The 15,129-nt window shown below is 50.5% G+C and carries 10 protein-coding genes; 8 read left to right on the top strand and 2 right to left on the bottom strand.

The window, feature by feature from the left end; genetic code table 11:
- Positions 1 to 3: 3 nt before the first annotated feature.
- The 8 genes from yidC to IC617_RS01725 all read left to right on the top strand — a co-directional run bounded on the left by yidC (position 4) and on the right by IC617_RS01725 (position 10,859).
- Positions 4 to 1,629 (top strand): membrane protein insertase YidC, encoded by a 1,626-nt coding sequence (gene yidC, locus IC617_RS01760; protein ID WP_191143254.1) that lies wholly within the window; start codon positions 4 to 6, stop codon positions 1,627 to 1,629.
- 126 nt (positions 1,630 to 1,755) lie between these two features.
- Positions 1,756 to 2,820, top strand: a complete 1,065-nt coding sequence (locus IC617_RS01755) for an AI-2E family transporter (RefSeq protein WP_191143253.1) — start codon at positions 1,756 to 1,758, stop codon at positions 2,818 to 2,820.
- 22 nt (positions 2,821 to 2,842) lie between these two features.
- On the top strand, positions 2,843 to 3,949 hold the full coding sequence (locus IC617_RS01750) for an HlyD family secretion protein (protein WP_191143252.1): 1,107 nt from the start codon (positions 2,843 to 2,845) through the stop codon (positions 3,947 to 3,949).
- The gene (locus IC617_RS01745) at positions 3,949 to 4,995 is read left to right on the top strand and encodes a DUF2955 domain-containing protein (RefSeq protein WP_191143251.1); all 1,047 of its coding nucleotides are present in this window, start codon (positions 3,949 to 3,951) and stop codon (positions 4,993 to 4,995) included. Before IC617_RS01750 ends, IC617_RS01745 begins: the two co-directional genes overlap by 1 nt.
- Before the next feature lie 43 nt (positions 4,996 to 5,038).
- Positions 5,039 to 6,403: a tRNA uridine-5-carboxymethylaminomethyl(34) synthesis GTPase MnmE gene (gene mnmE / locus IC617_RS01740; RefSeq protein WP_191143250.1), complete on the top strand. Its 1,365-nt coding sequence runs from the start codon at positions 5,039 to 5,041 to the stop codon at positions 6,401 to 6,403.
- 144 nt (positions 6,404 to 6,547) lie between these two features.
- Positions 6,548 to 7,201: a HEPN domain-containing protein gene (locus tag IC617_RS01735; RefSeq protein WP_191143249.1), complete on the top strand. Its 654-nt coding sequence runs from the start codon at positions 6,548 to 6,550 to the stop codon at positions 7,199 to 7,201.
- A gap of 39 nt (positions 7,202 to 7,240) precedes the next feature.
- Positions 7,241 to 9,208 (top strand): AAA family ATPase, encoded by a 1,968-nt coding sequence (locus IC617_RS01730; RefSeq protein ID WP_191143248.1) that lies wholly within the window; start codon positions 7,241 to 7,243, stop codon positions 9,206 to 9,208.
- Positions 9,209 to 9,215: 7 nt separating this feature from the next.
- Positions 9,216 to 10,859, top strand: a complete 1,644-nt coding sequence (locus IC617_RS01725) for a VWA domain-containing protein (RefSeq protein WP_191143247.1) — start codon at positions 9,216 to 9,218, stop codon at positions 10,857 to 10,859.
- 48 nt (positions 10,860 to 10,907) lie between these two features.
- Here IC617_RS01725 and IC617_RS01720 read toward each other — a convergent pair whose 3' ends face one another.
- Positions 10,908 to 13,277, bottom strand: coding sequence for a CRTAC1 family protein (locus tag IC617_RS01720; RefSeq protein WP_224745705.1), 2,370 nt, complete (start codon positions 13,275 to 13,277; stop codon positions 10,908 to 10,910).
- Positions 13,278 to 13,394: 117 nt separating this feature from the next.
- Entirely contained in the window at positions 13,395 to 15,104 is a 1,710-nt protein-coding gene (locus IC617_RS01715) for a sulfatase-like hydrolase/transferase (protein ID WP_224745704.1), read from the bottom strand.
- Positions 15,105 to 15,129: the final 25 nt, after the last annotated feature.

Genomic DNA, 15,129 nt, shown 5'->3' with positions numbered 1-15,129 from the left:
ATTATGGAATCACAACGTATTTTTATATTCGTCGGCCTGATGTTGGTCAGTGTGCTGCTTTACCAAGAATGGCAAAGCATGTACGGACCTCAACCGACACCTGCTGCAACGCCTGAGCTTGCGGTGAACGATTCGACCGTACCGAGTTCAGATGATGTGCCACAAGCCTCATCATCGGCTCAAGCTGCGGTGCCTGCGACATCAGTGGCCGGTGGTAAGATCATCACGCTGGAAACGGACGTATTGCGCCTGAAAGTCGATTTGACTGGCGGTGATATTGTTGAGTCACAGCTGCTGGCATTTCCGATTGAGCAAGGCGGCACCGAGCCGATGCAAATTTTGCATGGCAACAGCCACTTTGAATACATCGCCCAAAGCGGTCTGATTGGTAACGATGGTCCAGATGGCAAAGGTCGCCCACTCTACCAAGCTGACGGCGACTCGTTTGTTGCCCAAGATGGCCCACTGGTGGTCAACCTCAAACATGTCACTGACACCGGCGTCACGGTGATCAAGCGCTTCATCCTGACACCAGGTAGCTACACCGTCGCGCAAGACTTTGAGATCATCAATACCACTGGCCAAAATCTGGTGATGCAGCCATTCATGCAACTCAAGCAAACCATTGCAGGTGAGTCTGGCAGCATGATGATGCCAACTTATCGTGGTCCCGCTTATTCAACAGCCGATGAGCGCTACAGCAAGTACACCTTTGATGATTTAACCGACAAAGCGCTAAACAAAACCACCCAAGGTGGCTGGGTTGCCATGTTGCAACACTACTTTGTCTCTGCTTGGGTACCAGACGCCAACAGCAACAACCAGCTGTACACCAACAGCGTTCGCGGTAGCGGCATTGTTGGTATGAAAGGCGAGCAGTTAGTGATCCCAGCGGGTGACACCAAAACTGTGTCAGCATCGTTCTTCGTTGGTCCAAAAGACCAAGAGCGCCTGTCTGCCCTTTCACCAACCTTAAACTTGACCGTGGATTATGGCTTCTTGTGGTGGCTGGCACAGCCTCTGCACTGGCTGCTGACTTTGGTGCAAGGCTTAGTGGTGAACTGGGGTGTGGCCATTATCGTGGTGACCATCATTATCAAAACCTTCTTGTACCCACTGACAAAGAAACAGTACGAGTCAATGGCGCGGATGCGCGTGTTGCAGCCCAAAATGAAGGCACTGCAAGAACGCTATGCCGAAGACAAGCAAAAACTGCAGCAAGCGATGATGGAAATGTACCGCAAAGAGAAGGTCAATCCATTGGGTGGTTGTTTGCCGCTGTTGCTGCAAATGCCAATCTTCATTGCGCTGTACTGGGTACTGCTTGAAAGTGTGGAACTGCGCCACGCCGGTTTTGCACTTTGGATCACCGACTTGTCAGTAAAAGACCCGTACTTCGTACTGCCAATTCTGATGGGCGCATCGATGTTCCTGATGCAGAAGCTGTCGCCAACCACCATCACCGATCCAATGCAGCAGAAGATCATGATGCTGATGCCAGTGTTCATGACCTTCCTGTTTGTTACCTTCCCTGCCGGTCTGGTGCTGTACTGGGTGGTATCTAACTTGATTTCAATTGCTCAGCAATTGATGATTAATCGCGCGATTGACGCCAAGAACGCTCAGTAACGGATTGATTCACGAATAAAAAAGCCACCTCTGGGTGGCTTTTTTTATGCTTGCAGTCGACCTAAGCTGCGCTAGTATAAAACCAACTCCACTCAATCGCTGCCCATAACAACAGGGATCCCAAGTATGTCGGCATCACAATCCCAAATCTCCACCTACGTAGAATCAGCGCTGCGCATTGGCGTCATCGCCTTATTGATTTACTCGTCATACAGCATCATTAAACCATTTGTTTTGGTGGTGGTGTGGGGCGCGATTATCGCTGTTGCGCTGTATCCGTTGTTTTTGAAATTCAGAAATATGCTGGGAGGCAATAACAAACTGGCATCGGTGCTGTTCACCATTATCGCGCTGGCGATTCTGATCACGCCGACTGTGATGCTGGTTAATTCCACCGTCGATTCAGCCAAAGAGCTGCGTAGTAAAGTGGAAGCAGGCACCTTGCATGTGTCCAAACCAAACGAAGAAGTCAAAGAGTGGCCGGTGATTGGCGAGCAGGTTTACGATATTTGGAACGACGCCTCGCAAGATATCGAAATGGCTTATGAGCGCCATCAGAAAACCCTCGATCCGCTCAAAGATAAAGCCATTGCTGCCGTTTCCGGCGCGGGTGCCGGCATTGGTATGTTTTTGATCGCTATCATCATCGCTGGCGTATTCATGGCATTTGCCGATGGCTGCTCGGCGGCAGTGAAGAAGTTTGGCCAACGCATGGCAGGCGAAACCGGCGCCAAGTTTGCCACTTTATCCAGCGCAACCATTAAAAGTGTTGCTCAAGGAGTCCTTGGCGTGGCCTTTATTCAGGCCTGCGCCGGTGGCTTGGTGATGATTCTGGCAGGCATTCCTGCAGCGGGCTTGTGGGCATTGGCGATCATGATTTTAAGTACGGTGCAGTTGGGTATTGGCATTACCCTGATTGTGATTGGTACCGCCAGCTGGGCGTTTTCAAACATGTCGATGGCCGCAGCCATTGCCTACACCATTGCCATGGTAGTCGTCGCGCTGGCAGACAACGTCCTCAAACCCATCCTAATGGGCCGCGGCGTCGATGTGCCGATGCTGGTTATTTTCCTAGGTGCCATTGGCGGCTTTATCAGCTCAGGCATTGTTGGCTTGTTTACTGGAGCGGTCATTCTGGTGATCACCTATGAGATTTTCATCCACTGGCTGAACAAAGACGCCGAAGCATAAGCATCAAAAGGTAGTCGATAACATGACAGAGAAAGACAACGAGCAACAAGCAGCAGAGGCCAACAACAGCGATGCGCTGCAAAAGGTCAGTAAGGTACTGCTTGGCTTATGTGCAATCTTCTTTGTGCTGTATTTGATTATGGACCGCTTTGCGCCAGACACTGAGCTGGCGCGGGTGAAGGTCTACATCACACCAGTCACGCCGGAAGTATCGGGTCACATCAAAGAGATTCACGTGAAACAAAGTCAGATCCTCAAAGAGGGCGACTTAATGTTCACGATTGATCCCACCGATTATCAAGTGGCCGTAGAACAGGCCGAAGAGAACTTACGTCTAGCTGGCAGCAAAGTGGGCGCTCAAATGGCCGATGTTGAAGTCGCGCAAAGCCGTTTAGCTGATGCCAAAACCCAGCTCGAAACCATGGTCAAACAAACCGACCGAATTTTCTCCATGGCTGGCAAAGGTATTATTTCTCAAGCGGATGCCGATGACGCCCAAGGCAAGCTTGATGCTGCCGAGGCGCGGGTGATCACCGCTGAGGCCGATTTGCAAAAAGCGCGGCGCGCATTGGGCGCGACCGGCGCCGACAATGCCAATATCAAGGCCGCTCTGTTGCAACTTGAACAAGCGCAACTGGACTTGGCTCGCACCAAACTGTATGCAAAAACCGTTGGCGGATTGGCTAATCTACAAGTTGAACGGGGTTATTTTGCTCAAGCAGGCAAGCCCATTGCCAGCTTCATTAATGCCGAAGATGTCTGGGTTGAAGCTTATTTTCGCGAGAACAATTTAGAACACATTGATGTTGGTGATTCGGTGGCCATGGTGCTCGACAATGCCCCCGGCCGAGTATTCAAAGGAACGGTATCAAATATTTCTTGGGCGGTTGATTTTGGCGACAACACCGATCCGTCAAAGCTGGCGAAATCAGAGCAAACCAAAGGCTGGATGCGCGACCCACAGCGTTTTCCAATCACCATCACCTTTGACAATAGAGAGGAATTGAAGGGCTTGATGCGCCATGGCGGTCAGGTTGATGTCATTGTCTATGCCACTGACAGCTGGATCCTCAATACGCTCGGCTCGATTTGGATCCGTATCGTCTCCATCTTGTCATACGCTCGTTGATGGCCGCCCTCAGTCCACAACAACTGCTACAGCGTCGGGTTTATCGCCTGACGTTTGGCATTGTGGTGGCGTGCTTTGCCGCGTTTAGTCTCGACTTCCCCCTGGCTAATTTGATTCTGGTACTGACCGCAAAGTTTCTTACCATACCTGCGGCTCCATCAGTGAAAGGCTTACTGGTGCTAGTGCTCAGCCTGATTGTGATGCCTTTACTGTTCTCCGGCTTTGTCATGCTATTTGGCTTTGAGCCACAAATCATGATTGTGATGCTGTCATTGCTACTGGTTTGGTTCTACTACCTTGGCACCGAGCAAAAGTTTGTATTGCTGGCCACCTTCGGCATTATCTTTCTGGTGTTGATTAGCTTTTTTGGGGTGCTCAACGGGGTTGCCGTCACGGTGCTCACCGAGAACCTGATTAAGGTGTCGGTTATCGCGCTACTGATTTATATGCTTGCGCACAGCTTATTCCCTGAGCCACAGCAAGATTTTCAATTACCCACCAGCCCCTACTCAGAGTTTGTTCGCACCCTGATTGCGGTGAAAAGCGTCATCGTCTTGATGCCGCTGCTGGTTTACTACCTATACGTGCTGCCGTCACACGCCTTGCTGGTGCTTGTGTTTTCGGCCATGTTCCTCATGCAGGTCTCAACCAAAGAGTCACTCAAAGCCATCAAGTTGTACTTTATCGTGAATATCGTGTCGGCATTATTGGCCATTGCCACCTATGAGTTTTTCGTCATGATCCCAAGCTTGGTCTACTTGCTGCTGTTTATGGCCACCATTGGCATGTACTTCGGGCGGGAAATATTTATCGGCTCCAAGCTAGGCAAAGTCTATGCTGGCGCCATTACTGGCTATTTGGTGCTATTCAGTGGCTTGGCGCTATCGAACGACAACAGCATTGATGCCAAATCGTGGGATCGACTGGTGCAAATACTATTCGCTTGCAGTTACATCGTGATTGTTGCCCATTCCCTCGAACGCTGGTTATTCCGCCGTTGGAAAGTCCGTTTTGCCCATCGCCTTAACCTGACCAAAGCCAGCTGAGCAGGTATACTGCCGCCGAGATTGCTTTTAGAGATTGTTCATCATGCTGGATCAAGACACCATCGTTGCCCAAGCCACGCCTCCCGGTCGCGGTGGCGTTGGTATTATTCGCGTTTCTGGCAACAAGGCAGCGTTGGTCGCTGAGCAATTACTGGGCAAAGTGCCAAAACCCCGCTATGCCGACTACCTTCCTTTCCGCGCTGATGGTGAGGTACTCGACCAAGGCATCGCCTTGTACTTTGTTGCCCCCAACTCGTTTACCGGCGAGGACGTACTAGAGCTGCAAGGTCATGGTGGCCCAGTTGTTATCGACATGCTGATCCGCGCCATTTGTAAAATTCCCGGTATCCGCATGGCCCGCCCTGGTGAGTTTTCAGAACGGGCCTTTCTCAACGACAAGCTCGATTTGGCCCAAGCCGAAGCCATTGCCGATTTGATTGATGCCAGCTCGGAACAAGCTGCCCGCTCCGCCCTGCACTCACTGCAAGGAGCTTTTTCCAGCGAAGTCCACCAGCTCGTCGAGCAGGTCATTAACCTGCGCTTATACGTTGAGGCGGCAATCGATTTTCCTGATGAAGAAGGTGTTGATTTCATTAGTGAAGGCAAGGTTGAACAGCAGCTTGAGGGCATCATCAGCCAGCTCGAAACCGTACAACAAGAAGCCAAACAAGGCAGTCTGCTTCGCGAAGGAATGAAAGTGGTATTGGCTGGCCGCCCGAACGCCGGTAAATCAAGCCTACTGAACGCCTTGGCAGGCCGCGAATCGGCCATTGTTACTGAAATTGCCGGCACCACCCGCGATGTGTTGCGCGAACACATTCACATTGATGGCATGCCGCTACACATCATTGATACCGCCGGTCTGCGAGAAACCGAAGATACCGTCGAGAAAATCGGCATTGAGCGGGCGTGGCAAGAAATTGATGAGGCCGATTTAGTGCTGTTCTTGATCGACAGCACCGAAACCGACGCCACTGATCCTCACGACATCTGGCCAGAGTTTATCGACAAACTGCCTGATACCATTAAAATCACCGTGATCCGCAATAAAGCTGATTTGTCCGGCGAAGCTATTGAGCATCATGATGAAGGTGAGTCTCGGGTGATTTCTTTGTCGGCAAAGTCGGGCGAAGGCGTTGAACAATTACGCTCCCACCTAAAAGCCAGCATGGGTTATCAAAGCGCGGTGGAAGGTAAATTCATGGCCCGCCAGCGCCACCTCGAAGCACTCAACCAAGCTCATGAGCATCTAGAGCAAGGCCTAGCGCAATTGCAAGGCTTCCACGCCGGCGAACTACTGGCGGAAGATTTACGCCAATGTCAGCAAGCCCTTAACGAAATCACCGGCGAATTTAGCTCCGATGATTTGTTGGGCCGAATTTTCGGTAGTTTCTGTATCGGTAAATAGTCAACTGATCGCCAAAATTAAACTCAGTGATTAGCTAAACGCCAGCGCTGCCAACCCGTTATTTTTTGATGTGGCGAATATTTTTCTCAGGTCATCTCAGGTAGCCTGCGATACGGACAGATTGGCCAATCAAAAAGATAATTCATGCAGTTTATCGAACTCAAACAGAAGCAGCGCCAATTGCGCGCTGGCTTTAGTGAAAACCTCAGCCTTCGAGTTCATCGCGCGCTGAGCTGGCTAAATAAAGCCGAGCAAAGCGATGATGACAGTGACGCCCAGTTTATTTTTCTCTGGATCGCCTTTAACGCTGCCTACGCCAACGATATTGATCACCACTACAAAAGCTGCGAGCTCGATACCACCTCGCAATTCATTACCCGCTTGTGCCAACTTGATCATGCTGGTCGGCTAAATGAGCTGGTGTGGAGCAAGTTCACTGGGCCAATTCGGGTGTTGCTCGACAATCCTTATGTCTATCAACCATTTTGGGATCACCAAAACGGCAAGCAAGCCAGTCGCAGCTGGACTGATGCGTTTGCAGCAGCCAAAGCTGCCGCCAATGCGGCCATGGGACGGCAAGATACCGCCCAAGTCATTTCAATTGTGTTGGCCCGCCTTTATACCCTCAGAAACCAACTCATGCATGGCGGAGCAACCTGGAATAGCAGTGTTAACCGCCATCAAATCCGCGATTGCGTCAGCGTGCTCAATGAATTGGTGCCACTGGTCATCGATATCATGTTGGATAATGGCGATCAGGTATGGGGCGATCCCTATTACCCCGTCATTAATGATTGAGCCACCGGTTTACAGCTAATTTTTCGGTTAAATAACAAGATGAAAGAAAACCTTCAGGCGCTATTGGCGCAACTTAATCACGGTTTGATTGGGCGCCAACAAGCAATCCGAACCACGCTGCTGACCATGCTGGCGGGGGAAAACATCGTTTTAGTCGGGCCACCGGGCACCGGAAAAAGCCTCATTGCCAGAAAAATTGCCCAGAGCCTTGGCAGTGCAGAGCCAGGCTCAGGTTACTTTGAGTACTTACTCACCAAGTTCTCAACCCCAGAAGAGATCTTTGGCCCGCTATCGATTGCCGATTTAAAAGAAAATCGTTTGAAGCGCAACACCGCAGGTTACTTACCTTCAGTGCGAGTTGCGTTTTTAGATGAAGTGTTCAAAGCCAGCTCGTCGATTCTCAACGCCCTGCTGACCATTCTCAACGAACGCGTATTTCATAACGGAGCCATCGCAGAACAGGTGCCACTGCAAGGTTTAATTGCCGCCTCGAATGAGCTTCCGATAGAGCAAGAAGAGCTAAATGCGCTCTATGACCGCTTTTTAGTGCGCTGCTTTGTCGATTACATCAGCGATGATCAACTCAGCGAGTTACTCACCACCTCACTCAGCGCCAGCTCAGTCTCGATGATTGATGCGCAACTGCTGTCGCAAATCCAGCAGCTCGCCGAACAGGTTGTGTTTCCTCCACAGGTTCAGCAGGCCTTACTCAATATCTGGGCAGCGCACCGCGACGCATTCAAAGAAGACCGCAGCGAACGACTTTCCGACCGGCGCTTCACCAAGGTTGCCAAACTCTTGCGGATCGCCGCTGTGACCAATAATCGGCAGCAAGTGGATCTATCGGACCTAATGCTGCTTAAAGACTGCCTGTGGAATCGCCATGAAAATGCGTCTCAGGTAAATGACCTGATCCTCAAAGAATTAAGGCCATTTAGTTACTCGGTCAGTCATCAATCCGACAAGCAGCAAGCCGCCACGACAGCAGTGGGAGTTGCCGAATTACATGCCAAAGTCAAAGGTCTGCGGGGTACTGGCACCATTGCCGATCCATTGCTTATTGCTGATTACAATGACTTGGGAATTTTGCACAATCCTGCGGTCGGGCGAGCCGGCTATTACTTCAGACAGACAGCAGATATTGATTTGTCTGGCCACAGTCATTGGACCGACATTGCTTTTAAAGGTCACTACGATGGCAATGGCTTTAGCATCCGCTACAAAAAAGAAGACAACCTGTGGCGCGAGCTATTCGGCATCGTTGAACACGATTCAACAATCGTCGATCTGGTGCTGGTTGATTTGCGCCTTGCCAATCAACTACTCAAAAGCCACGTTGAACGTTGCCAGAGCAACATCGCCCCATTGCTTTGCTCAGCCACCAGCAGCGTGATTGAGAACTGCTGTATTCACATTACGCAAGAATGGTTTGACTGTGCCGATGGCTGGGCTGGCCATACCTATTTCAGCCCGAACAGCTATGAGCGGGTGGTTGCCGGCGTTTGTCTGGAGCTGAAAGAACAAACACAGGTGAGTAACTGCTACGTTGCCGGTCAGGTCAGAACGAAGTCGAATTGTTCATTCGTTGGCATTGCAGCCGACAGCGATAACAGCACCATTCGCCGCTGCGCAATCGGAGCCATTGAATACACCAAGTTGAAAAATCGCATCTGCAGTTCACCAAGCAGTGACTTCCTATCACCGCTCCAATCAACACCAGATAGCGACTCCGCGCCGCAAAACAATGCGCTAAATATATCAATCGATAGTAATTCCGGCACTGACGATGGCAATGGCCAAGATGGTAAAACGGTGGCCGCGATGCAATTCAACCAGAGCTATCTCGAATACACCCTAGAATGGGATTTTGACACCGTCTGGCAGTGGCACGAGGAAACGAATCAACCGGTGCTGCGGCCGCCAACCAACGCCTTGCGAGAGACCATTGACGGTAGCAATCAGGTTGACTTGCTCAGTCTGCAAGTGCGGCAAAACATTTGGCTGTAACAGATCGATGTTTGGGTTAATTGCTCCGGCGTTAGGGCCTTTGGCGTCAGCTGCCTACGCCTCATTACCGATTGGCTTCAAAGCGCTTAAGTACTTTGTCGACGACACCTTTCGTGACAAGGTGGTGCCGGTGCCAGGAAGCGTGGTCTACTGCGATTTATGGGTCGCCGTGGAACACTCTGGGATCTACGTCGATGACGGCCAGATGTCCAACATTGTGGTTGAAGGATTCGCCGACAGCGCAGTACGGCTCAGTAGTGCCAAAAGTTTCACTTCCAAAAGCACCATGGGCCGTAAAATTTATGTGTCCTGTGATAATCATGGAGCCGTTGGCCATCCGCAGGTGGCCGCAGCGTCCCATGCGTGCGTTGGTGAGCGTTCTTTTTATGGCTTGGTCTTCAGTAATTGCCATGAATTCTCGGAAAAATGCGTCAACTCAATCACCACCAATGACAACCAGCTTTCACTGGTTGATCGCATCATGTCATTACCCGCCGGCGAGTCGTGGGAACGAACCATTCGATCGCTCAAAGACGCTGCGCAGCGAAAATTAGGCGCCAGCAAATGGCGCCTTTGGGACTGGCAAAATGAGCAACAAGCGCCGCCAGATGAGCCTGATTGGCAAGCCCATACCCGAGCGTATGAGCAGTTACCACTCGATCAGCAAACCATCGACTTTATTCGCACCGAGTTAGCTAATCTGCAAGCGTATCAAGAGGAAATCGCCGACGAATCTATCCCCGATCACATCCATCAAAAACTGCGCACCTTAAATCAAACGCTCAATGACATCGCCACAACTTACCAACAATTACGCGGTGTATTGTCTTTGCTGCCGGGCAGCAGTTTTAGTTACCACCAGCTCAAGCACTGTCAATCAGATTTGCTGTCGCTGGCGACGCACCTGCAGCATAACGAGCCAATCCAGTCGTTAGTGCGAAAAATGGGACGCTTTTATATTTCTCAACAGAACAAGCGTAAAAGTCGGGTACCCAAAGCCAGTCAAAGTGAAGTACACGGCACTCATTTGAGTGATGATTTGATGCGGGTGCTACCAAGCGAATTGTTAAACCTCGAAAACGACACCCTCGAGACGCTGTTTTATGCTCGCTTGATCGAAAAGAATTTGCTCACCTATCAGCTTGCCGGTACCGACATCAGCACCATCGAACAACTCGATAAAAGCTGCGCCCGAACGGGGCCAATTGTCGCTTGCCTCGACACCTCCGGTAGCATGGCGGGCTCGCCAATCAATAAAGCCAAAGCGCTGCTCGTTGCCATTAGTTGTATGTTGCAGCGTGAGCAACGCGCCTTACATGTGATTTTGTTTGGCGATAGTGGCCAATTAATAGAGCAGCAAATAGATGGCGCGGCGGGTATTCCGTCGCTGCTGGCATTTGTTCAGCAAGGCTTTGGCGGCGGCACCAACTTTGAACAACCGCTACACCGCGCGTGCGAGCTCATCAGGCAACAAAAAGATTATCGCAAAGCCGATATTCTGATGATCACCGATGGCGATTGTGGCTTGTCTGAGCCCTTCCAACAAACACTCTCAGAACAAAAACAAGCACTAGATTGCAGCGTCTACACCGTGCTTTGCGCCGGCCAACGAACATCGGACGGCTTCAGCGATGAAGTTTTGTGCCTGTAACACAAAGCGCCATTACAGCGCTTGATCGAGTCTCTGCAAGTCATCCGCTCAGTCAGGCTGTTGCTGGCCCAATCGATACATACGGTTCACCAACTGATTGCCCAGCTCGGCGGTTTCTCCGTTGCGCCAGCGCACTGCAATCGAGGCCACTTGCTGAACATCTGCAACACCAAAATGAACCATATCGATTTGCCCTTGGGAGAACACTTCGCCAGCAGAGCCAACTCGTTTGTGCCATTGGCGGCCATCGCTGGTGGTAACCGTCACCTCTGCACCCAGAGAATCAATGGGTTGCTGAGGGCTGTAGCCGACATTCACCAGTAGATAGTTACCCGACGACTTGCCCTGATTCTGGTACAGGTACCAGTAACCTTCTTCCTCACTGCCATTAAGCAAATCGACATGGCCGTCAAGATCCCAGTCAAACGCTTGGCCCATGTCGCCATGGCCCAGATCATTAATGTCATGGGCACCATGAACTGTGGTGGTTTCAAAACTACCCTTACCGGTATTGAGCAGTAGCAAATCGGTGACTCGCTCTTTGAGAAAGCCATAGCGGTAAACGAATAAATCGGTCCAACCATCATTGTTAAAGTCGCCATGGGTCACGCCTCGATGATTACCGCCTTGAGGCAGGTTCCAGGCTTGCGACTGGTCTTCGAAATGATCACCACGGTTAATCAACAACAGATCCTGAATGTTGCGGTTGTTGGCCTGCCAGTCATAACTGACATCGGTAAGCCCTGATAGCGCAAAGGAAATATTCCAGTACACAATTTCATTGCGGACCCATTCTTCGCGCCATTGACCATTGCCCAAATGCCCAATATACAGGCCATTTTGCTGCCGCTGTTCGGGCCAACCTTGAGCCATAGCCATGTCGATCACCAGATGATCATCGGCAGTTTTCATTTCTTCAGGCACTTGCACCGGCTGAAACCCCGTGGCTTTCACTACATGTCGGTTTTTATTGCCGCCCAGAAAGACAGGAAAGTCACCATTGTATTGGCGATACGTCAGATTCATTTCATTGAGAACGATGGCATTTGGGGCGTAGAAATCGATCGCAGTGCGGCCTTTTTCGCCATCATCTCGAATATCGAGTTTTTGGCTTAACGGGTTAAAATCAATCGACTTTTTCGATAGCTCATAAAGCGTTTTACCGCGTGCAATATAAATGTCGTAACGGCCATCATTGTTCACATCCATTTCCGCAGCAGCCAAATCAACCCACTCGCCAGATGCCGATTCGGGCAACCACTTCGCTGACATGTCGGTAAAGGTGAAATCGCCGTTATTGCGCCACAAGGCTATTGGCGAAAACAGCATCAAATCAGCGCGACCATCACCATCAAAATCAGTGATCAGTGCGCGCTCGCCAAATGCGTTCTCAATGCCAGCAATTCGTTTTTGGCTAAAGGTGCCATCGCCATTGTTTTGATAAAACAATTGTTGCGGACCATCAGAGTTCGGCGTTTTGGCATTAAGCAGCGCCAGATCTAAATCGCCATCAGAATCCATATCTAACCAGCGTGGCGAGCGGCCGCGAGCCGGTGCATTAATGCCCGCTTGCGCCGATACGTCGTTAAAGATCCCGTCATCATTACGCAGCAAAGTGTAAGACGTTGGACTGGTGCCGTTGGCGCCGCCGAATGCCACCATTAAATCAAGATCGCCATCAGCGTCATAATCAGCCAGTGCCGAGCCATGAAAATCCTGCGCAAAGGGAAATAACGCCTTGATATCAACCTGACCATTGCCCTGATTCATCACCAATTGGGTGGAAATGAAATTATGGTTATTTAAAACAAAGTCATAGTGGCCATCACGGTCAATATCGCCAATCGACGGCCCGCCATATTTGTATGTTTTCTCGGTAATAAGTCCAATTTGCTCCGAGATGTCGGCAAACGTCGCGACTTCAAGATCAGGACGATCGTCAAATTCAATGGCTTCTACAACAAAGGTACCGCTGCGACCTTCTACTCTAAGCGTTTGCAAACCTGATTGAGCGAACGCCACCAGCGCATTCAGGGTTTGTTTGCCCTGAGTGGGAATATCGAGATTATCAATTAATAACTGCTCACCGGCGTACAAACTCAAGTTGCCGTAGCCAGCTTGAGCATCGACCACTAGATTGACGCGTTTGACCGCAGCGCCGCTAACCAGATAGGGCGCCTCAAAAGATTGCGTATTACTAACTTTGGCTGGCAATCCAGCGATAACGCATGACTTGCTATGGGTAGCGGTGGCGCACGGTGCTAATGATTTCCCTGCCGCTGATTGCTCGGCAATCTGGCCACTGGGCGAACTCGGCTCATTTTGATGGGGTGAGGTACAACCGGACATTGCGGTCAATAGAACGGCAAACAAACCGAGCGGAACGAACTGACTGGTGACGCGAGTGCTTGAAAACATACAAATCCATCTATCGAAAACTGTTAACAAAAATAATTCTATGAATAAAAAACCGCGATCTGCTGCCAGATTGCGGTTACAACGAAAACCGGAACGCCGAGCGCGCCTTAAGCGCTTTTAATACGGGTCATTGGGCTTAATTTTGATAATCTCGGCGTAATCGACGATGTTGTTTTGTGTTTTCCAGACCTCACACATTTTCTCCAACATCGTTACCATTTCCGGCATTTCGTCGGCCAGATTATGGGTCTCTCCGGGATCCTTACTCAAATCGTAGAGTTCGTAAGCCGTTCCCGGTACAGCAAGGGTTTGCAGATACCAGCCTGGCTCAATCAATAGTTTCCAGCGGCCCTGATAGATCACACTTTGCTGGCCCTTGTCATTGAAGAACAAGGCTTCTGGCGGCGCCATTGACTGCCCTTTTAAACTCGCCAGTACGCTGCGACCATCGGGTTTTCTTGGCGTCACGCCACGGAATTGATCGGGGAATTCGGTGCCGCTGATCTCCAGAAAAGTAGGCACTAAGTCGCCTACCCAAATGACATCGTCGTTGATGGTGCCCGGCTTAATCACGCCCGGCCAAGCGGCAATACTGTGGGCGCGCGCGCCACCTTCCCAAAGCAACGCTTTGACACCTGTGTATGGCGCGTTCATCAAATCACCAATGTGCGATGCCGAGCCATTGTCAGAAAAATACAACACCAAGGTGTTGTCGTACTCGCCGCTTTTTTTCAAGCCATCGAGCAACTTGCCGATATTGTCATCCAACTTTTCCATCATGGCAGCGTGAACCGCCGACTGTAGGCGGAACTTTTCTATTTTTTCAGGTGATTGTTCGGTCCACATGTAATTGGCGTTGCGCGTTTTTGCGCTGGCAGGAAATAGCCCTTGGGCAACCAATCCGGCATGACGATCATCAGCAATCTTTTGTAAATCGGCGTAGCGCTTGAGGTATTTCTGCACCAAATGCTCGGGTGCCTGCAGGGGTTTATGGGGCGCGCGATACGCCACATACATAAAGAATGGCTGATCGTGTTTGGCGGCCTGCTCAATCATCTCAACGGCACGGTCGGTCATGCTGTCAGTGGCGTAGAAATTTTTCCCCGACTTACCGTGGCAACCGCCATAGTGCTTTTTACTGAAGTCATTGTCGGCATAACAATGCATTTGATAATCGTAATCGTACTTGAGTGTGGCTTTGGCATTGCCTTCGTAGTAGTCGTGCCGATCATCTGGGGTATAAAATAAGTTGCCTTGGGCGCCATGGAACACAAAACTCTGTTGGAAACCACGCTGCGGCGGCAGCGCTAGGTAATCTTGCTCCATCTCATATTCGGTTAATTTCATACTTGGCGGGTGACTGTTGCGCCACCACTGCTGCATCTCTGGATGCTGCTTAATGTAGCTGCCCCCCAAATGCCACTTACCCACCATCATGGTTTGGTAGCCATTGCCAGCCAATAATTCTGAGATCAGTGGCTGATGATAAGGCAGTCTGGCGCGGTGGGCTTCAAACGGCAGCTCACGAACCCAGTCGCCAACAACGCCACCACCAAAGCCAACGTGGGCGGCATCGACGCCGCTGAGCAACGTCGCCCGTGTCGGACTGCATCGGGCATTGGTATAAAAGGAGCTAAATCGAACCCCTTGATTGGCTAACTCAGTCAAGTTCGGCGTATCAATCTCACCACCAAAGCTATTGAGATCGGTAAAACCGGCATCATCAGACAAGATGACAATAATATTGGGTCGCTTATCTTCAGCAGCACCGAACATAGGTATCAGTGCGGTAAGTACCAACAACAGGGTCAATTTAAGCTTTTTCATTTTTGTTTATTGTTAACAAAGTTGA

Source organism: Neiella litorisoli (genome assembly GCF_014773395.1).
Classification (GTDB): domain Bacteria; phylum Pseudomonadota; class Gammaproteobacteria; order Enterobacterales; family Neiellaceae; genus Neiella; species Neiella litorisoli.
Note: the sequence above shows the minus strand (reverse complement) of the source record. Positions and strands in the feature narration are given on the sequence as shown.